Here is a 19,218-nt window from a genome sequence, read left to right as displayed (position 1 = left end):
ATCGGGCAGTCCAGTGGGGGCCGCCGCACCAGACGATCAGAAGGAGTTCCCATGGCGGGAGTTGTTACCGATGTCGGCCAGATGGAGGCCGCGGCTAACCACGTGGAGACGGTGAATGGGCAGCTGCAAGCCACTATCGCCGGCCTCAAGGGGCGTTGCGAAGAATCGTCCTCGGCTTGGGCGGGTGGCGCGCAGGATGCGTTCCAGGCACTGATGCTCCGCTACAACGATGCGTCCCGTCGGATGCAGGATTCGCTCGCCGAAATTGCCGTGAAGATTCGCGAGAACGGCAAGGGGTACGACGCCGCAGAGCAGGCCAACCAGGATGCCATCCATTCTGCCGGAGCTTCGGGATCGCTCGATCTCTGACATGCGTTCCGAGTTCGACACCGGTTACACAACAACAAGGAGCACGGAATGTCATTGAAGTACGGATTCGCCGAGCTGCAGGCCCTGGCGAGCGACATCAGGTCGAACGAGGGCAAGCTGCGCGAAACCCACGACGAGCTCCAGGGCTACGTGCAGGGTCTGGTCGCGCAGTGGGAGAGCGGTGCCCAGCAGAACTACCAGGCGGTGCAGGCCAAGTGGGACGGCGCACACAACGACCTGCTCCAGGTCCTCCAGACGATCGCCAAGGTCGTCCAGGACGGCGCTGTCGACATGCAGAGCGCCGAGGACAGGAATGCTGCTGCCTGGCTCTGACAATCCTGTGATATGCGACAGTGCCCCAGCAAGCGACGGATGCTGGGGCACTGTCGTCAGAGGTGCGGCGAAATATCGCGGTGACGTCAGCCGGCCGGTGGAATCAATCTGCTCAACACCACGCTGCTCTTCGTCTGGAGTACCGCTGGTTCCGACCGGAGATTTTCGAGCGTCCTCTCGAGGTGAGCGGTGTCGGTCGTCCGGACGCGCAGCAGTGCGTTGGCGTCACCCGTGATGGTGTACGCCTCCTGCACTTCGGCGTGTCGAGAGACGATGCGCGCGATCTCGACGGCGGAGGTACGTCCGTCGCAGTACAGCTCGACGAAGACCTCCACACCGTGTCCGAGTGCCTGCGGGTCGAGTGACGCGTGAAAACCGGTAATGACCCCTGAGTCGACCAGTCGGTCGACGCGCCGTTTCACCGCCGGAGCGGACAAGCCCACCTCGGCGCCGATGGTGGCAAAACTCGACCTCGCGTTGCGCTCCAGTTGCGCAACGATCAGTCGGTCCAAGGTATCCAGGCGCAACGAATCGTCCATATAGAGCAACGCTAGCGCATTGATTGTCGCTGAGGGTGGGCGGATACTTTCTCTCAGCACCATCGGAGAACGGGGGGAACGTGCCACCGACTGTGGATATAGGCCCGGGAAGTGCAGTGGGGGACGCGACCCGGCCTGTGGCGAGTGCCGACCGGCGCGGTTACCCCCGCACCTACCTGATGTGTCCGCCCACCTACTTCGATGTCGTCTACGCGATCAACGACTGGATGAGTCCGGGCGAGCAGGTCGATCGCCCCCGGGCACTCGCGCAGTGGCACACCCTGGTGGACACGTATCGAGCGCTGGGTCACGAGGTCGTGGTCATCGATGCCGTCGAGGGGCTCCCGGACATGGTGTTCGTCACCGACAGTGGCGTGGTGGTCGACGGTGTCGCTCTCGGCGCCCGCTACCGATGTGCTCAGAGGCGAGCGGAAGCGGGCCACGTTCTGCGATGGTTCCGCGAAAACGGACTGCTCACACCCAGATCACCGCGTTTCGTGAACGAGGGCGAGGGCGACTTCCTCGTGGTCGGTGACGTGATCCTCGGGGGTACCGGCTTCCGGTCCGACCCTCGATCCCATGCGGAGGCTGCCGCGCATCTCGGGCGTCCCGTGGTTCCGCTGACTCTGGTGGATTCGCGCTACTACCACCTCAACACCGCTCTCGGAGTACTCGACGATGCGACCATCGCCTACCTTCCCGCCGCCTTCTCTCCCGAGAGCCTCCTCCTGTTGCGCCGGATGTTTCCGGACGCGGTGATCGCCGACGAGAGCGATACGCAGTGGCTCGGCCTCAACCTGGTGAGCGACGGACTTCATGTCGTCTTGCCCGAGCAGGCGACGCGGCTGTCGGATCAGCTGGTGGACCGCGGCTACGACCCGGTACCGGTGGACTATTCGGAATTTTTGAAATCTGGCGGCGGAATCAAATGCAGCACAATGGAACTGCGCGGGTATCGCCAGTTCTGCGAGATGGGAAGCTGAGGGGTGAGGACCAATGTCGGACAGTGTCGTGTCGGTATCCGGTGCCACGCGTGAGCAGCTGGACCGGGCGGAGGACCACAGCGCGCACAATTACTCACCCTTGCCCGTCGTGATCGAGTCGGGCGCAGGTTGCTGGGTCAAGGACGTCGACGGCGTCGACTATCTCGATGTCCTCGCGGGGTACTCGGCCCTCAACTTCGGCCACGCACATCCTGCTCTCGTGCGCGTCGCTCGCGAACAACTGGGCCGACTCACCTTGACCAGTCGCGCGTTCCAGCACGACCGTTTCGCGCAGTACTGCGAAGACCTGAGCCGATTGTGTCGCAAAGAAGCCGTGCTGCCGATGAATACCGGCGCAGAGGCGGTCGAGACGGCGCTCAAGCTTGCCCGCAAGTGGGGGTACGACGTGAAGGGGGTGCCGCCGGGGCGAGCCGAGGTGGTCACCTGCTCCGGCAACTTTCACGGCCGCACCATTTCGATCGTGGGATTCTCCTCCGACCCGGACGCGTACACCGGGTTCGGGCCGTATCCCGCAGGTTTCGTCTCCGTCGAATACGGGAATGCCGACGCGTTCGAGTCGGCGATAACCGACGACACCGTAGCGGTGCTGCTCGAACCGATCCAGGGGGAGGCAGGCGTCCTCGTGCCCCCGGTGGGCTACCTCGCGGCGGTGCGCGAGGTGTGCACGCGTCGCGGCGTCCTCATGATCGCGGACGAGATCCAGAGCGGACTCGGCCGGACGGGGGAGACCTTTGCCTGTGATCACGAGAATGTGACACCCGACATCTACGTTCTCGGCAAGGCGCTGGGCGGTGGCCTCGTCCCCGTCTCGGCGGTCGTCGCCGATTGGCCGGTGATGCGCGTAATCGGGCCCGGGCAACACGGAAGCACTTTCGGTGGCAACCCCCTCGCGTGCGCTGTGGGCAGTGCCGTGGTGGCGCTGCTCGAGACCGGGGAGTATCAGGAGCGCAGCCGCCGGTTGGGTGCCTACCTGCACGGCATGCTGCGCGAGCTGCCCGTCCGCCATGTTGCAGAAGTACGGGGGCGTGGGCTGTGGGCCGGAGTGCAACTGGCCGAGGGGATGCCCTCCGCGAGGGCAGTGTGTGAACGCCTTCTCGCGCGCCGTGTGCTCGCGAAAGATGCGCACGAGGGAACGATTCGTATCGCCCCGCCGCTGGTGGTCGAACGTGACGAGCTGACCTGGGCGGTCGAACAGCTGGCTGACGCGCTCGCCGAGTGAATTTTGACCCGGAGGCGCCGCGACCGGTATCGTTCTCCGTTGGCGTGCCGTGCGTCGCTGTGTCTTCATGCCACAGTGGCTGGCGGTTCTCGGGTCTCAACTGGCCGCCGGGAATCGCTCGACGATACGCAATGGCCAGCAGCGGATTGAACAAGACGAGGAAGTTCTGTGTCTACGTACACCCCGAAGGCCGGAGATGTGACCCGCACGTGGCACGTCATCGACGCCACTGACGTGGTGCTCGGCCGCCTTGCCGTCCAAGCAGCCAACTTGCTGCGCGGCAAGCACAAGCCCACTTTTGCACCGCACGTTGACGGCGGCGACTTCGTCGTCATCATCAACGCCGAGAAGGTTGCCATCAGCGGCAACAAGCGTGACGGCAAGTTCCTGTACCACCACTCCGGACATCCCGGTGGTCTCAAGTCCCGCTCCGTCGGCGAGGTTCTCGACAAGAACCCCGACCGCCTCGTGGAGAAGGCCATCGTCGGCATGCTCCCCAAGAACAAGTTGGGTCGCGCCATCAGCAGCAAGCTAAAGGTCTACGCGGGCCCCAACCACCCCCACGCCGCGCAGCAGCCGGTGCCATTCGAGATCAAGCAGGTGGCCCAGTGACGGCGCCGGAGGAGCAGAACGTGTCCAATCCCGAAGAGATCACCGAGGCTGTCGAGGTCGCGGCGGACGAGTACGTGTCCGTCGAAGAGCCCGAGGTTGCCGAGGACATCGAGGCCGCTGCTGCTCCGCAGGCCCCGATCGTGATCGATCGGCCCATCCAGACCGTCGGTCGTCGTAAGGAAGCGGTTGTCCGCGTCCGTCTGACCCCGGGCTCCGGCCAGTTCAAGCTCAACGGCCGCACCATCGAGGATTACTTCCCGAACAAGGTGCACCAGCAGCTGATCAAGGCTCCGCTCGTTACGGTCGAGCGTGCCGAGTCGTTCGATATCGTCGCCCTGCTCCACGGTGGCGGACCGTCCGGACAGGCTGGCGCACTGCGTCTCGCCATTGCCCGCGCGCTCATCGAGGTCACCCCCGAGGACCGTCCGGCGCTCAAGAGTGCCGGCTTCCTCACCCGTGACGCCCGCGCCGTCGAGCGCAAGAAGTACGGCCTGAAGAAGGCCCGTAAGGCATCTCAGTACTCCAAGCGCTGATGTGTCGCCGAAGCCGCCCTCCGGGGACGGCTTCGGCACCTGTTCTTCCCGAGAGCAGGCGTCCATCGTTACCGGACGCCTGCTCTCGCGCTTTATCCGAGATGTAGTGGTTTCCGAGGTACAAGGGGTCTGGTCTATGGGGCGGTTGTTCGGGACGGATGGGGTTCGCGGGCTGGCGAATACGGAGCTGACCGCCGAATTGGCGTTGCAGATCGCTTCCGCCGCTGCCACGGTGCTGGCATCACCGGGTTCGGGACGGGCCACCGCTGTGGTCGGCCGTGACCCGCGAGCCAGCGGCGAGATGCTCGAAGCAGCCGTTGTCGCCGGATTGACGTCGGCGGGTGTCGACGTCTTGAACGTCGGCGTTCTCCCCACTCCTGCGGTGGCGTACCTCACGGCAGAGCTCGACGCTGCACTCGGTGTGATGATCTCCGCCTCGCACAACCCTATGCCCGACAACGGAATCAAGATCTTCGCCGCGGGTGGGCACAAGCTCGACGACGAAGTCGAGGACCGTATCGAATCGGTCGCCGTCGGCACGACGACCAAGCGAGCGCCCACCGGAGCCGGCATCGGGCGCGTGCGAGTGGTGTCGGACGCCGCCGATCGGTATCTGCAACACCTGGCCACGGCCCTGTCTCACCGCCTCGACGGCCTCACCGTCGTGGTCGACTGCGCGCACGGCGCCGCCTCGGCTGTGGCGCCGACCGCCTACCGCGCCGCCGGCGCGAACGTCATCGCGATCAACGCCCAGCCGGATGGGCTCAACATCAACGACAATTGCGGCTCCACGCACCTCGAGAGCCTGCAGAAGGCCGTGGTGGAGCATGGCGCAGACCTCGGCCTCGCGCACGACGGGGACGCGGACCGCTGCCTCGCGGTCGACGCCGGTGGCTCCCTGGTGGACGGTGACGCCATCATGACCGTCCTGGCCCTCGGCATGCGCGACAGCGGCGAGTTGGTCGACAACACGCTGGTCGCGACTGTGATGAGCAATCTGGGGTTACACATCGCAATGCGCGAGGCGGGTATTGCGCTGATCACCACCGCGGTCGGTGACCGCTACGTGCTCGAAGGACTCCGGGCGGGCGGTTTCACTCTCGGCGGTGAGCAGTCGGGGCATGTCGTATTGCCGGCGTTCGGTACCACCGGTGACGGGATTCTGACCGGCCTGCGACTGATGGGCCGAATGGCACAGACGGGGCGGCCGATCGCGGAACTGGCATCGGCGATGACGACCCTTCCGCAGGTGCTGGTCAATGTGCGAGTCGTCGACAAGCGTGCCGTGGCCGCATCTCCCGTCGTTCTGGATGCCGTGGCGGCGGCAGAGCGGACGTTGGGTGATCAGGGTCGTGTACTGCTGCGACCTTCCGGAACCGAACAGCTCGTGCGCGTGATGGTGGAGGCAGCGGACCTCGACTTGGCTCAACGCCTCGCCGACAACCTGGCAGGTACGGTCGCCTCGGTCTGAGTGGCGCAGCGTATCGGTCGGTGTGGGGAACCGATCGGCGTGCCGGCGCGTCTAAAGCAGTAGGTCGTGAAGAGAGGGTGGGGGCATGAGCGATGGACTCGAGGTCGACGTCAGGGCGGTGGCGAGCGTTGGCGCGCGGATGGTGCGCTCAGCGGAGATGCTGAGGCAGCAGGCAATCGACGCCGGCCGGCTGGAGTTCGGCGGTGTGCAGGCCGGACGCGACTATTGTGCTCTCGGCGACGAGCTACGGAACGCGCTCGCAGTCGTGTCCGTGGCACTCGACGAGTGGGCAACCGAAACGGAGGCCATCGGTAATAACTTCCGAGCCGGCGCCACGCGTTATGCAGGCACGGACGGTGCCTTTGCCGACGGCCTCGACGGGGTGCTTCCGTGACGACGGATGCGGCTTCGTTGATGGACGATCCGAAGCTGAGCCGTGACTACAAGGAGCAGCTCCTTCAGGCCTGGGCCTCGTCCCGCGAAGAGGATGTGGCGTTGTGGCAGCCCTACTTCGACGCGTACGGCATCGACAGACGCGAACGCACGCCGTCCGCCGACGAGCGTTACATCGCACTCCTCGCGGATGGGAGCGATGCCCGATCTGCTGCCGCCGACCGCCTCCACTTGGAGGATTGTTTGCGACCGGATTCGCTCAATGTCCCAGGCGACATGCTGGACCTCGGAGCACGGGGGCTCGAGTTCTTCGAGATGTTCCTTCCTGCCGCACAGAAGCTGCAGTACGACGGTCGCGCGATCACGGAGTACTACGCCCGGTTCGACGCCGAGCGGGGCATGGACCTTCACGTGCTCGGCCGGGACATCGACACGCTGCAGCACACCCTCGACTCTGCGCGCAGGGAACTCGAGGAGCACGAGGCGTGTGTTGCTGCGGTCAGCGCCGCGTGGAGTGGGGATGCGGCCGCCGCCGCGATCGATGCCTCGGGCCGCCGGAATGCCCGGACAGTGGCCGATGTCGACCGGTTACGCGGACTGGTCGACGTGCTGTTCGAGGCGAACCTCACCCTCAGCGCCGCAGTGACGGACAAGGCGTACAGGGTGGTGTCGCTGCACCAGCCCACTGTCGCGGGCTACAGCGCAGCCCAAATCGCAGTGCTGGCCGACATCGCCGTGCACGGCCGGGATGGAGACAACTCCGTCGCCAAGGATTGCATGGAAGACGCGTCGTACTGGTTTCCCGAACTTGCCGACGACGACTACCGGCACATCAACGGCTTGTACAAGGACGGGGGAGGCGGCGCTCTGCGGTGGCTCGACCGAGACGACGTCGTGAAGCGAGCGGCAGGTATCGCCCGCGCGTGGCTCGACGCGCACTTCCGGCCGGTCTACGAAGAGAAACAGCGCGAATTCGCGGCCGCGTGCGAGGCCTGCGCAGACACCGTGGAAGCGTCGTATGCGGCGGTGATCACCGAAGCTGGAATGTTGCAGTCGGACAGCGATATTCGCTCCGTGGATCGCACCGCTCCGGGGCACTCTCCCGCTCCGCCTCCTCTCGACGCCCCGAGAACTCCCGTCGACGCTGCGCCGACAGCTCCTGCCGGTGCTCCCACTGTCACCGCGCCCGTGGGATTCGCTGGGCAACCGGCGGGATGGAGTTCGCCGACGGGCACGACTCCGAGTGGCACCGCCCACCCGGCACCGGTGACGGCACCGATGACGGCGCCGATCGGTCCCGGCAACGGAGGCCGGGACCTAGGAGTTCGGGACGTAGGAGTGGGAACGCGGGATGTACATACCGAACCCGCGACGTCCTTGCCCGCAGCCTCTCCTCCCGTGCTGCCGAGTCTTGGCGGTGTGCCAGGTCTGGCCGGTGTTCCCGGCATCGGGGGTATGACCGGATTCGGCGACCTCCGCGGGGCGGTGCAGGGGTTGGCCGGTGGACTCGGCGACCTGGGGTCGCTGATCCGTCCACTGATAGAGGACGCGGTGTCGGCACTCACCCGTCGGGACGATGACGGGGATGTGGGGGCGGAGGAGGAGCCCGACCTGGAGGACGAGCGCGACCCGGGTGTCGACGGCGAGGGCGGACAAGCGTTGCCTACCACTCCCGACAAGAGCCTCGAGCTGAAGCTCGACGGCAAGTCATGGACACTTGTCGTCGACGAAGACGGTGCCGGAGTTCACCTCGACATCATCGACGGCCAAGGCGCCACGTCCCGCTTCGGTGTGGAGATCGGTCCGAACGGCCTGCCTCAGATTTTCGCAGAAACCCGTTCGGGGGAGGACCCGCTGCACCAGGCGGCAGCTGCGCCCGAGCCCGCGTCCGGCACCGACGCGCCGCAGACCGGCGCTGTCGACGCCAAACCGCCCGCCGCTCCCGACGTCAGCCAACCTGAACCTCACGAGGCCGAGCAGGCGCCGCCGGAGCCCACCACCGCACCTGGTCCGCAGCCGGTGACCATGCAGAACGAGCCGCTTCCGGAAACGCTCACAGTCCCTGAGCCTGCACCTGCACCAGAGCTTGCCAGCGGCCCGTCGGCGACGCTCGACAGCGGTGCAGAACTCGCCGAGGCCGGACCGCTGTGAGCGAGCGGGCCGCACAGTTGCGCGCTCGACGTGCGCAGATGAGGGCGGAACTCGCGCTGTTTCGACGACGACTCGAAGAGCAGCGGGTGCGAGACGAGGCAGAAGCCACGCGACGACGGCAGTGTGCGGGGCGGCACCCCGCACACGCGAGCACGGCGACAGACGCGGTCGCACCTGGTCGCAGCGCAGCCGAGGACGACGACGAGTTTTATCGTCCCCGGAGCTGGCTCGTCGAGTAACGCCGGAACAGCCGGAGCCGTCGTAGAACGCTCAGATGTGGGGAATCAGTCCCTGGAAGCCGGCGTCCGTATTGATCTCCTGCGGATCGACAACCGTGGTGCGGGGGATGTGCGCCTCGGCGTCCGCGAAGGCCGCGTATTTCTTGTCATTCGTCAGCTCGTAGAGCAGGAACCCGGTCAGCAGCGCCCGCGTCACCTGCTGCGTCTTGCGCTCGGATCCACCGATGCCGAGTGCGCCGAGGAGTCGACGCCCCTCGGTCAACCCCGAATCCGTTGCGCCATCCACGGCTCGCAGTACGGATTCGCCGCCCCACGCCTCGGTGAGGGCCTTGGCGTTGCTGTTCATGGTGTCGATATCCGCGCCCGCCACGATCAGCCCCGGAACTGTGATCTTGGGCGCATACTTCTCCGCCTTCGGGGCGGTCGGCGCCGGGAACAATGCGGCCACCGCGGTCACGTCACGCTGTGCGGCGGCGAGCACCGCCGCGCCCGCACCCATACCGTGGCCGGCAAAGGCCACTCGATCCGGCTGAACACTGATCTGGCCGGGTCCCAGCCGGACACCGACACAGATGTCGAGAGTGGCCCGCAGATCGGTCGCGAGGCCCAGGTGTGAAGGCACCGGGCCCCGCTCACTGTTGGGCGCGGCAACGACAATGCCCCAGGACGCAAGGTGCTCCAGCGTGTTCCGGTAGTGGTCAGCTCCGGTCATCCACCCGTGCGCAAAAGCCACCGCAGGCAAGTTGAAGCCGGACTCGGGTGTATAGACGACTCCCGGCTGTCCAGCCAGCGCGAGGTCTCCCCGCAGCACGCGGTGCGGTCCCCGCTTCGACAGTTCCCGGGCCAGGTTCTTCAGTTTCGGCGCCACGGAGAGAACGTTATCCGATCACCTCCCCAGGGACGGAGTCCCCGCGCCGACCACACAGGGACGGAGTCCCCGCTCCCCGCGTCGCGTCGGTGTCCGACTTCGCCGCACCGTCCGCTCCAAGTACCCTGATGAACCATGTGCGGAATCGTGGGATACGTCGGCCACCGGCAGGCTCTGTCTGTTGTGGTGGAGGCTTTGCGGCGGATGGAATACCGCGGATACGACTCTGCAGGGATCGCCGTGCTCGACGGGAAGGGCGGTATGGCCGTCGAGCGAAAGGCCGGTCGCCTGTCGAACCTGGAGGCCGAACTCGACGAGGTGGGTGCCGAGAAATTCGCCGGGAATACGGGAATCGGGCACACCCGTTGGGCCACGCACGGTCGCCCGACTGACCGGAACGCCCATCCGCACCGGGACACGACCGGAACCGTCGCCGTCGTACACAACGGCATCATCGAAAACTTCGCGCCCTTGCGCGCCGAACTCGAGCAGGCGGGCGTCGACCTCTCCAGCGACACCGACACCGAGGTCGCGGTGCACCTGGTGTCGCGGGCTTATGCGTCCGGTGAGACCGCCGGGGACTTCGTGGAGAGCGCCCTGAGTGTGCTCCGCCGCCTCGAGGGAGCATTCACCCTCGTCTTCACCCATTCCGACCATCCCGACACCATCGTGGCCGCGCGTCGTTCGACTCCGCTGGTCATCGGTGTCGGCGAGGGCGAGACCTTCCTCGGCTCCGACGTCGCGGCATTCATCGAGCACACCCGGGATGCGGTCGAGCTGGGCCAGGACCAGGTAGTGACCATTACGGCGGACGGCTACTCGATCCTCAACTTCGACGGAACGGTCGCTGTGGGCCGCCCGTTCCGCATCGACTGGGATCTCGCTGCTGCCGAAAAGGGTGGCCACGACTACTTCATGCTCAAGGAGATCGAGGAGCAGCCGGCCGCCGTCGCCGACACTCTCCTCGGGCACTTCGCGGACGGCAAGATCGTCCTCGACGAACAGCGGTTGTCGGACCAGGAGCTGCGCGACGTCGACAAGGTCTTCGTCGTCGCGTGCGGCAGCGCGTACCACTCCGGATTGCTCGCCAAGTACGCAATCGAGCACTGGACCCGGCTGCCTGTCGAGGTGGAGCTGGCCAGCGAGTTCCGTTACCGCGACCCCGTCCTCGACCGCTCGACGCTCGTGGTGGCGATCTCCCAGTCCGGTGAGACTGCCGACACCCTCGAGGCGGTGCGGCACGCCAAAGACCAGAAGGCGCGCGTCCTCGCGGTCTGCAACACCAACGGTGCCCAGATTCCCCGCGAAGCCGACGCCGTTCTCTACACCCGTGCCGGTCCGGAGATCGGCGTGGCGTCGACCAAGGCGTTCCTTGCGCAGGTCACCGCGAACTACCTCGTCGGTTTGGCGCTGGCCCAGGCTCGCGGCACCAAGTACCCGGACGAGGTGGCGCGCGAATACGCCGATCTCGAGGCGATGCCGGAGCTGGTGAGCCGGGTCCTCGCGACGGTGGGTCCGGTGCGGGCGCTGGCTCGGGAACTGGCGTCGTCGTCGACGGTGCTGTTCCTCGGCCGGCACGTGGGTTACCCGGTGGCGCTCGAGGGCGCGCTGAAGCTCAAGGAACTGGCGTACATGCACGCCGAGGGCTTCGCCGCCGGTGAACTCAAGCACGGCCCGATCGCGTTGATCGAGGACGGGTTGCCGGTCATCGTCGTGATGCCCTCTCCCAAGGGTCGCGCGGTGCTGCACTCGAAGCTGCTGAGCAACATCCGGGAGATTCAGGCGCGCGGTGCACGGACCGTCGTGATCGCGGAGGAAGGCGACGAGGCCGTGCGGCCGTTCGCCGACCACCTGATCGAGATTCCGGCGGCGCCGACGTTGCTGCAGCCGTTGCTCTCGACCGTGCCGTTGCAGGTCTTCGCCGCCGAGGTCGCGCAGACGCGCGGGTACGACGTGGACAAGCCCCGAAACCTCGCGAAGTCCGTCACGGTCGAATAACGGCTCCGCTCAGGTGACGACGATGGTGCCGCGCATGTCGGGGTGCAGGGAACAGGTGTACTCGTAGGTTCCGGGCTCGGTGAAGTTGTAGGTGAAGCTGCCCGTCTGCATCAGGGGACTGCGCAGTACGCCCTTCGCCTCACCGACGCCCGCCACGTCGTGGGTGACGCCGCGATCGTCGAAATTCCAGGTGACGGTCTCACCTACCCGGACCGTCAGCCGGGCGGGCGAAAAGGCCATGCCGGAGACCTCGACGACCGGACCGCTGGGCTGCTCGTTCACCCCGGCGGATTCCGAACTGCAGCCGGCGAGTGCACTCGCGGCCGAAATGCTTGCGGCCAGAGCGACTCCGACGATCCGGGACCTTGCACGTTCACGCATGCCGTCGAGCGTAGTCTTGCCTCGGTACCGACCGTTCCGGACGAGGAGTGCCCATGCGGGGCTACTACACCCCTGACGAGATCCGAGCGGCCGAGGCGCCGCTGCTGACATCCCTGGCCGACGGCGCTCTGATGCGACGCGCAGCGCACGGACTCGCGGGTGTGGTGGTTGCGGAGTTGCGCGCGCGGACCGGGGGAGTCGCCGGGCGGGGGGTGTTGCTGCTGGTCGGTTCCGGGGACAACGGAGGTGACGCGCTCTGGGCGGGCACCTTCTTGCGTAAGCGCGGAGTCGCGGTCACCGCCGTGCTGTTGAATCCCGAGAAGGCGCATCGGGGCGGTCTGGCGGCTTTCCGGCGAGCGGGCGGACGAACGGCCCGCGCGATCGACGAAGTCGGCACGCCCGACCTGGTGATCGACGGGATCGTCGGAATATCCGGAAGGGGAGCCCTCCGCCCCGACGCGGCGGCTCTGGTCGCGTCCATGGAGGCGCCGATCATTGCTGCGGACCTGCCCAGCGGGGTGGACCCGGTGACGGGTGCCGTCGAGGGGCCCGCGGTACGGGCGGCGGTCACGGTGGCGTTCGGTGCGCTGAAACCGGTACATGTCCTGGCTGCGGCGCAGTGCGGGCGCGTCGAGGTGATACCCATCGGGTTGACGCTCGGTGATGCCGGGATCACGTCGCTCGATGCAACCGAAGTGGGAGAGGCATGGCCGGTGCCCGGTCCGCACGACGACAAGTATTCGCAGGGCGTCGTGGGCGTGGTCGCCGGGAGTGGGCAGTATCCGGGCGCGGGAGTGTTGTGCACCGGGGCCGCCGTCTCGGCCACGTCCGGCTTGGTCCGCTACGCAGGTCCGGGCGCGTCGGAGGTGCTGGCTCACTGGCCGGAGGTGATCGCGACGACGGACGTCGCGAAAGCGGGACGGGTCCAGTCGTGGGTGGTGGGTCCCGGTATGGGCACCGACGATGCGGCACGTCGTGCCCTGCGGACCGTGCTGGACACCGACGTTCCCGTCCTCGTGGATGCGGACGGTCTCACCCTGCTGGCCGAAGACCCCGGTCTGGTGCGCTCCCGGTCGGCGCCCACCCTCCTGACCCCGCATGCAGGTGAGTTCACACGCATCACCGGAAGCGATCCCGGATCGGACAGAGTCGCGGCCGCCCGGTCGCTGGCGGCGGAGTGGGGGACGTACATCCTCCTCAAGGGCCGCGCCACGGTGATCGCGGCGCCGGGTGGGCAGGTATTCGTCAACGAGGCGGGCGGTTCCTGGTCGGCCACGGCGGGTGCCGGGGACGTTCTGGCGGGCATCGTGGGTGCGTTGCTGGCCGCGGGGACAGTCCCGGACCGGGCGGCTGCGATGGGGGCACGCGCGCACTCGCTCGCGGCGAACGTGGCGGCTCGCGGTGGCCGGGGAGATCTCGCAGCGGGACGCGGGACGGCGCCGATCTCCGCCGGAAATCTGCTCGCTCATCTGAGGGAGTCGATCAGAGTTCTCCGTGCAGGTGTGTCACCCGAGGAAATGGCGGTCCATCGGTGAATGGCAGGATCGGAGGCATGACGCTTGCCGAAGCAGTACCGTCGGACGAACACGGCCGGGTCGAGCCCGCCGATTCCGCCCACGCGACGCCGGCCCCGCAGGCCGAAGCAGTGGTCGATCTGGACGCTATTGCGCACAACGTCGGAATCTTGCGCGAGAAAGCCGGCGACGCGGCAGTGATGGCCGTTGTCAAAGCGGATGGTTACAACCACGGCGCCGTCCCAGTGGCGCGCGCGGCGCTCGCGGCCGGTGCGGCGGAACTCGGCGTGACAACGGTCTCGGAGGCCCTCACGTTGCGCCGGGCAGGTATCGGCGCACCGATCCTCGCATGGCTGCACACCGTCGACGCGGACTTCGCCCCCGCTATTCGAGCGGACGTCGAGCTCGGGGTGTCGTCACCGCGGCACCTCGCCTCCGTCGTGGCCGCGGCACGGGAGGTAGGCACCCCGGCGACCGTGACGATCAAGGTCGACACCGGATTGAACCGCAATGGCGTCGCGCCCGACGAGTTGGCGCAGGTTCTCATCGACTTGGCGCAGGCACAGGCCGAGGGCGCGGTTCGGCTCCGAGGCATCTTTTCGCATCTCGCTCACGCCGACGAGCCGCATCATGCGGTGATCGACGCCCAGTGTCACCGGTTGTCGAGCGCGGTGGCCGACGCCAAACGCCACGGCCTGGTTCCCGAGGTGGTGCACCTGTCCAACTCCGCGGCCACTCTCACGCGCCCGGATCTTCGTTTCGACATGGTGCGCCCCGGCATTGCGATCTACGGACTGTCGCCAGCCCCCGAACTCGGCGAATTCGGGCTGCGTCCTGCGATGACTCTGCGTTCGCGCGTCGCGCTGGTGAAAAAGGTGGCTGCAGGTGAGGGCGTGTCCTACGGCCATCAGTGGATAGCGCCGCGGAACACCGTGGTGGCGCTGTTGCCGTTCGGGTACGCCGATGGGCTTCCCCGTTCGCTCAGCGGACGATTCGAAGTCCTGCTCGGTTCGGAGCGTCGGCCGGGCATCGGACGGGTGTGCATGGACCAGGTCGTCGTGGACCTCGGACCGGACGGCGGCGGCGTCCGGGAGGGCGACACCGCTGTCTTCTTCGGCAACGGCGATCACGGCGAGCCACACGCCCAGGAGTGGGCGGACAAGCTCGACACCATCCATTACGAGGTGGTGACCGGAGTGCGTGGGCGTACCGTGCGGACCTATGTCGGTGGGCGGTAGGTCTCGTGTCTGCCGAAGACAGAGTGCTGGCGGTGAGCGGGACCGTGGTGTTGCCGACAGCCGCCGACACCGAAAGATTCGGGCGTGATCTCGCCCGGGGATTGGCACCCGGGGATCTGATCATCCTCGACGGACCTCTCGGTGCGGGAAAGACCGCACTGACGAAGGGGATTGCTGCCGGTCTCGGTGTTCAGGGCAGAGTGACATCGCCCACATTCGTCATCGCCCGGGAGCATCGTCCGGGGGTTCGTCCCGGCGGCGGGACTCCGGTGGGCATGGTCCATGTGGATGCCTACCGTCTGGGGGGCAGCGGTCCGCACGCCTTGGACGAACTCGACGCCCTCGACCTCGACACCGACCTGGCCGAAGCGGTGGTCGTGGTCGAGTGGGGTGAGGGCATCGTCGAGCAGTTGGCCGACCGGCATCTCCGGGTGCGCTTGAGCCGCGAGCCCGAGTCGGATGTGCGCACCGCCGAGTGGGAGTGGATTTCCTGACGAGGTCCGGGGGGCGGGAGCGGTGCTGACGTGCGAGTACCCTCAGATACCGTGCTTGTTCTCGCCATCGATACGTCCACACCCGCCGTGACCGCCGGAGTCGTCCGGTTCTCGGCAGGATCCGCGCCCACTGACGCGGTGGACACGCTCGCGGTGCGCGTGACGGTCAACCCGCGCGCCCACGCCGAGGTCCTCACGCCGCACATCCTCGAGTGCATTACCGAGTCGGGTCACAGGCCGGCTGATCTCGACGCGATCGTGGTCGGGGTAGGCCCGGGACCGTTCACCGGCCTCCGGGTCGGAATGGCTACCGCAGCGGCTTTCGGTGACGCCCTGGGCGCACCGGTGTACGGAGTCTGCAGCCTCGACGCGATCGCCGCTCAGGTGCATGGCGAGCGGAATCTCCTCGTCGTCACCGATGCGCGCCGCCGGGAGGTCTACTGGGCCCGGTACTCGGCGGGCCGGCGGGTGGAAGGGCCCGGCGTGATCAAGCCCCGCGAGCTCGAGCCGATGCCGTCTGAGGTGGTGGCGGGGTCGCCGTCGCACGTCGACTTCTTCGACCTCCCGGTCGAACCCGTCGAAACACCCTCGCCCGCAGGTCTGGTCGAGGCTGCTGCGTCGGTGCTCGCCGGTGGGGACGTGCCGGAGCCGCTCGTTCCGCTCTATCTGCGACGACCGGATGCGGTCGAATTGGCGGATCGCCCGAAGTGACGTTCTCCATCGAACCCATGGTCGCCGCGGACGCCGAGCGGTGCGCCGAGCTCGAGCGCCTGCTGTTTGCGGGCGACGGACCTTGGAGCGCAGCTGCTTTCCGTGCCGAGCTCGCTGCGCCGCACGTGCGGTACGTGGTGGCGCGCACCGACACCGGGCGGGTGGTGGGATATGCCGGACTGGCCCTGCTGGGCAATCCTTCACATCCCGAAGCTGAGGTGCACACGATCGGGACCGACCCGCAGTACATGCGCCGGGGGATCGGCGGAGCGCTTCTGGCCGAACTTCTCCAACTGGCCGATGCGCGGGGCGGACCGGTTTTTCTCGAGGTGCGGACCGACAACGACGCGGCGATCGCACTGTATCGACGTGAAGGATTCGACATCGTGGGAACCCGAAAGCAGTACTACCAACCGAGCGGCGCGGACGCGTACACCATGCGTCGCGCCGGAGCGGGTGAGGAGCCGGTGCAATGATCGTCATGGGTATCGAAAGTTCGTGTGACGAAACCGGAGTCGGTATCGTCCGGTGGAACGGCGACGGTACGTGCGAGCTCCTCGCCGACGAGGTGGCCTCGAGCGTCGATCAGCACGCCCGCTACGGCGGGGTGGTGCCCGAAGTTGCGTCCCGCGCGCATCTGGAAGCAATCGTCCCGACGATGCGGCGTGCGCTCGCCGCCGCGGACATCAGCAAGCCGGACGCACTCGCCGTCACCATCGGTCCAGGACTCGCCGGGGCACTGCTGGTCGGTGTCGCCGCCGCGAAAGCGTACGCGGCCGCCTGGGATATCCCGTTCTACGCGGTGAACCACCTCGGTGGCCATGTGGCTGTGGATACCCTCGAACACGGACCGATGCCGTCGTGCGTCGCGTTGCTGGTGTCGGGTGGACACACCCACCTCCTGCATGTCGAGGATCTCGCGAAGCCGATCACCGAGCTCGGCACCACCGTGGACGACGCGGCGGGAGAGGCGTTCGACAAGGTGGCCCGCCTCCTCGGACTCGGATTTCCCGGCGGCCCCGCATTGGACGCCGCAGCGCGAGACGGCGATCGGGACGCGATTCCCTTCCCCCGCGGGATGACCGGGCCCAGGGACGCGCGGCACGACTTCTCCTTCTCCGGCTTGAAGACCGCGGTCGCGCGATATGTCGAATCCAAGGAGCGTGCCGGCGAGACCTATTCGATCCCCGACATCGCCGCCAGCTTCCAGGAAGCCGTGGCCGACGTCCTCACGATGAAGGCGGTACGCGCCGCCCGCGACACGGACGTGGACACGTTGGTACTCGGCGGCGGTGCCACCGCGAACTCACGCATCCGCTCGCTCGCCGAGGAACGGTGCGCCGAAGCCGGTCTCACGCTGCGCGTGCCGAAACCGCGGTTGTGCACCGACAATGGGGTCATGATCGCTTCGCTGGGAGCGCACATCGTCGCGGGGGGTGCAGCGCCGTCACTGCTCACCGTGGCGAGCGATCCTGGCCTCTCGGTGGCCACCAGTCAAGTATTCACCTGAAGGGGAAGACACTCGGGGGTGCGAATGCCGGAGTCGGCGCCACGGGCATCGGCGCCGGAACCACCGCAATTCCCTCTTCGGCGTCACCGATAGGCGGCAGCGGCGCGGGCGCGACTTCCGGCGGCGGTGGCAGTGGCGCACTCTCAGCGGGCGGTGCGCTCTCTCCAGGCAAGGGTGCGACTGGGCTCGGTTGATCCGGGGTCGACTCCCCGGGAACCTGCGGCCACAGGGGAGGAATAGCCGGCCATTCGATGTGCGGCCAATCCGGTTGAGTGGGATCGGTCGGAGGCCGGAGCGTCGGCGCGGGAGTGGTGGTCGGCGCCGGTGGTGTCGTGGTGGGAGGCGTTGTGCTCGTCGGGGAGTCGGGCATCCGGGCAGAGCTTCGATCCCATCCCGGGGACGACGACGTGGTCGGCACACCCCGCTCCGGGGTGAAGTCCGACGTCGGTGTCGGATCGTACGATGGAATTCGCGTAGCAGCCGGTGTGTCCGTACTGGGCGCGTGTTGCTGCGACGTGTGGAAGGTGTCGCTCCCGGCGGGCGCGACATTGGGGTCGGGTGCCGGCGCGAGTTCACGAACTCCGTATCCCAGTACCAGTCCGCCCACCACCAACGCGCCGACGAGAGCGCCGGACACCTTGGCCGTCGAACTCGGCCGCGTCGACTCCGTGGGCGGGTACTGCTCGATCGCCTTGGACACGGCAAGGAGTGCGGCGCCTTTGGCGGTGGCGGTTTCCGGTTCGGGGACGGCGACGACACGGGCAGTGAAGGCCCTGCGCACAGCTGCCCGCAACGCGGGAATGTTCGCTCCGCCCCCGACCAGCGCGATGGCCTCCGGTGCGTGTGGTGAGTCCGCAATGGTGGATCGGACGAACTCGACAGCGACCCGAATCACCGGTGCCGCGAAGTCTTCGAAGGCGCTGCGACTGATCCGGATCGGCGCCATGCCCCGGAACTCGACGTCGACCGTGGCATTCAGGTCGGTCGACAGCTGCTCCTTCGCGACGCGGCAACGCTCCGAGAGCAGTTCGCGATCGAGGTGCCGCAGGTGGTGTGGGGTGGCGAGATTGGCGACGGCGTACTCGAACACGAGGTCGTCGATCGCGCTGCCGCTCACCTGTGTGGTGCGGTCGGCGTGCAGCACGGTGCCGTCGACCTGATCGACTACCGAGACCGACAAACCGGACTCGCCGAAGTCGACGATGGCGACCGTTGCGTGCTGGGCAATCTCACCGGTGTGGCGTAGGTACGTGAGGGTGGCAGCGGCTTCCGGCACGAGGTGCACACGATGCCGCTGCCTGCTGACAGCACTGCGAATCGAATGGGCTTGTTCCGGAGTGCGGTACGTGACGGCGAATGCGTCAGGGGTCGTGGGGTCGGCAGGCACCTGGGTGGTCATGAGGGAGATAGAGGAACGGACGAGGTCACCGAGGTCGGTGTGGGCCTCGTCGGCCGACAGGTATCGGAACTCGACGCTCTGCGAACCGTTGGAGTCGGTGGTGACGAGGGCGGAACCGACTCCGGCAGCACCCGTGGACATGCCCAAGGACATATTCATTCCACACACCCCCTCCCACATTGTCGCGTCTTGCCCTGCTGTCTTTCCCGGAACGCCCTCCACGAGAAGCATCCCTGCCCCAT

General features: G+C 67.2%; 20 protein-coding genes. 16 read left to right on the top strand and 4 right to left on the bottom strand.

Annotation, left to right across the window (positions count from 1 at the left end):
• Positions 1–51: 51 nt before the first annotated feature.
• Both CBI38_RS20020 and CBI38_RS20015 read left to right on the top strand, forming a co-directional pair.
• The gene (locus CBI38_RS20020) at positions 52–369 is read left to right on the top strand and encodes a WXG100 family type VII secretion target (RefSeq protein WP_109331549.1); all 318 of its coding nucleotides are present in this window, start codon (positions 52–54) and stop codon (positions 367–369) included.
• Between the two features lie 48 nt (positions 370–417).
• Complete coding sequence (locus tag CBI38_RS20015; RefSeq protein WP_109331548.1) at positions 418–702, top strand: WXG100 family type VII secretion target; 285 nt, start codon at positions 418–420, stop codon at positions 700–702.
• Positions 703–788: 86 nt separating this feature from the next.
• Here the strand turns inward: CBI38_RS20015 and CBI38_RS20010 are convergent, their stop codons facing one another.
• Positions 789–1,241 (bottom strand): Lrp/AsnC family transcriptional regulator, encoded by a 453-nt coding sequence (locus tag CBI38_RS20010; RefSeq protein WP_109331547.1) that lies wholly within the window; start codon positions 1,239–1,241, stop codon positions 789–791.
• Positions 1,242–1,420: 179 nt separating this feature from the next.
• Here CBI38_RS20010 and ddaH point away from each other — a divergent pair, with 179 nt between their 5' ends.
• From ddaH to CBI38_RS19975, 7 genes are all read left to right on the top strand, one after another.
• Entirely contained in the window at positions 1,421–2,224 is an 804-nt protein-coding gene (ddaH, locus tag CBI38_RS20005) for a dimethylargininase (RefSeq protein ID WP_109335223.1), read from the top strand.
• A gap of 13 nt (positions 2,225–2,237) precedes the next feature.
• The gene (gene rocD, locus CBI38_RS20000; protein ID WP_109331546.1) at positions 2,238–3,464 is read left to right on the top strand and encodes an ornithine--oxo-acid transaminase; all 1,227 of its coding nucleotides are present in this window, start codon (positions 2,238–2,240) and stop codon (positions 3,462–3,464) included.
• Between the two features lie 168 nt (positions 3,465–3,632).
• Positions 3,633–4,076, top strand: a complete 444-nt coding sequence (gene rplM, locus CBI38_RS19995) for a 50S ribosomal protein L13 (protein ID WP_109331545.1) — start codon at positions 3,633–3,635, stop codon at positions 4,074–4,076.
• Positions 4,073–4,609 (top strand): 30S ribosomal protein S9, encoded by a 537-nt coding sequence (rpsI, locus tag CBI38_RS19990; protein WP_109331534.1) that lies wholly within the window; start codon positions 4,073–4,075, stop codon positions 4,607–4,609. Before rplM ends, rpsI begins: the two co-directional genes overlap by 4 nt.
• A 136-nt stretch (positions 4,610–4,745) precedes the next feature.
• Positions 4,746–6,080 (top strand): phosphoglucosamine mutase, encoded by a 1,335-nt coding sequence (glmM, locus tag CBI38_RS19985; RefSeq protein ID WP_109331533.1) that lies wholly within the window; start codon positions 4,746–4,748, stop codon positions 6,078–6,080.
• An 85-nt stretch (positions 6,081–6,165) separates the two neighbouring features.
• On the top strand, positions 6,166–6,474 hold the full coding sequence (locus CBI38_RS19980; protein ID WP_109331526.1) for a type VII secretion target: 309 nt from the start codon (positions 6,166–6,168) through the stop codon (positions 6,472–6,474).
• Entirely contained in the window at positions 6,471–8,624 is a 2,154-nt protein-coding gene (locus CBI38_RS19975) for a hypothetical protein (protein WP_230989892.1), read from the top strand. Before CBI38_RS19980 ends, CBI38_RS19975 begins: the two co-directional genes overlap by 4 nt.
• Positions 8,625–8,894: 270 nt before the next feature.
• On the opposite strand, the gene CBI38_RS19965 is transcribed toward CBI38_RS19975, so the two are convergent.
• Positions 8,895–9,731, bottom strand: a complete 837-nt coding sequence (locus tag CBI38_RS19965) for a poly(ethylene terephthalate) hydrolase family protein (RefSeq protein ID WP_109331524.1) — start codon at positions 9,729–9,731, stop codon at positions 8,895–8,897.
• 135 nt (positions 9,732–9,866) lie between these two features.
• Here CBI38_RS19965 and glmS point away from each other — a divergent pair, with 135 nt between their 5' ends.
• Positions 9,867–11,729 carry a glutamine--fructose-6-phosphate transaminase (isomerizing) gene (gene glmS / locus CBI38_RS19960; protein ID WP_109331523.1) on the top strand — a complete coding sequence of 621 codons (1,863 nt, stop codon included), beginning with the start codon at positions 9,867–9,869 and terminating at the stop codon, positions 11,727–11,729.
• Between the two features lie 9 nt (positions 11,730–11,738).
• Here the strand turns inward: glmS and CBI38_RS19955 are convergent, their stop codons facing one another.
• Positions 11,739–12,110, bottom strand: coding sequence for a cupredoxin domain-containing protein (locus tag CBI38_RS19955; RefSeq protein ID WP_109331522.1), 372 nt, complete (start codon positions 12,108–12,110; stop codon positions 11,739–11,741).
• Positions 12,111–12,163: 53 nt separating this feature from the next.
• Here CBI38_RS19955 and CBI38_RS19950 point away from each other — a divergent pair, with 53 nt between their 5' ends.
• The 6 genes from CBI38_RS19950 to tsaD are packed head-to-tail and all read left to right on the top strand — an operon-like array spanning position 12,164 to position 17,577.
• Entirely contained in the window at positions 12,164–13,645 is a 1,482-nt protein-coding gene (locus CBI38_RS19950; RefSeq protein ID WP_109331519.1) for an NAD(P)H-hydrate dehydratase, read from the top strand.
• 17 nt (positions 13,646–13,662) lie between these two features.
• Entirely contained in the window at positions 13,663–14,862 is a 1,200-nt protein-coding gene (gene alr, locus CBI38_RS19945) for an alanine racemase (RefSeq protein ID WP_109331518.1), read from the top strand.
• 5 nt (positions 14,863–14,867) lie between these two features.
• Positions 14,868–15,356 (top strand): tRNA (adenosine(37)-N6)-threonylcarbamoyltransferase complex ATPase subunit type 1 TsaE, encoded by a 489-nt coding sequence (gene tsaE, locus CBI38_RS19940; protein ID WP_109331517.1) that lies wholly within the window; start codon positions 14,868–14,870, stop codon positions 15,354–15,356.
• A 51-nt stretch (positions 15,357–15,407) separates the two neighbouring features.
• Positions 15,408–16,067 (top strand): tRNA (adenosine(37)-N6)-threonylcarbamoyltransferase complex dimerization subunit type 1 TsaB, encoded by a 660-nt coding sequence (gene tsaB, locus CBI38_RS19935; protein ID WP_109331516.1) that lies wholly within the window; start codon positions 15,408–15,410, stop codon positions 16,065–16,067.
• Entirely contained in the window at positions 16,064–16,543 is a 480-nt protein-coding gene (gene rimI, locus CBI38_RS19930) for a ribosomal protein S18-alanine N-acetyltransferase (RefSeq protein ID WP_109331515.1), read from the top strand. The genes tsaB and rimI overlap by 4 nt, the downstream gene beginning before the upstream one ends.
• Positions 16,540–17,577, top strand: a complete 1,038-nt coding sequence (gene tsaD / locus CBI38_RS19925; RefSeq protein ID WP_109331511.1) for a tRNA (adenosine(37)-N6)-threonylcarbamoyltransferase complex transferase subunit TsaD — start codon at positions 16,540–16,542, stop codon at positions 17,575–17,577. The genes rimI and tsaD overlap by 4 nt, the downstream gene beginning before the upstream one ends.
• Here tsaD and CBI38_RS19920 read toward each other — a convergent pair.
• Positions 17,570–19,135, bottom strand: a complete 1,566-nt coding sequence (locus CBI38_RS19920; protein WP_109331510.1) for a DUF7159 family protein — start codon at positions 19,133–19,135, stop codon at positions 17,570–17,572. The genes tsaD and CBI38_RS19920 overlap by 8 nt on opposite strands.
• Positions 19,136–19,218: the final 83 nt, after the last annotated feature.

This window comes from Rhodococcus oxybenzonivorans, assembly GCF_003130705.1.
Taxonomy (GTDB): Bacteria; Actinomycetota; Actinomycetes; order Mycobacteriales; family Mycobacteriaceae; genus Rhodococcus_F; species Rhodococcus_F oxybenzonivorans.
The sequence above is the reverse complement of the archived record's forward strand: the minus strand, read 5'-3'. Positions and strand labels throughout refer to the sequence as shown.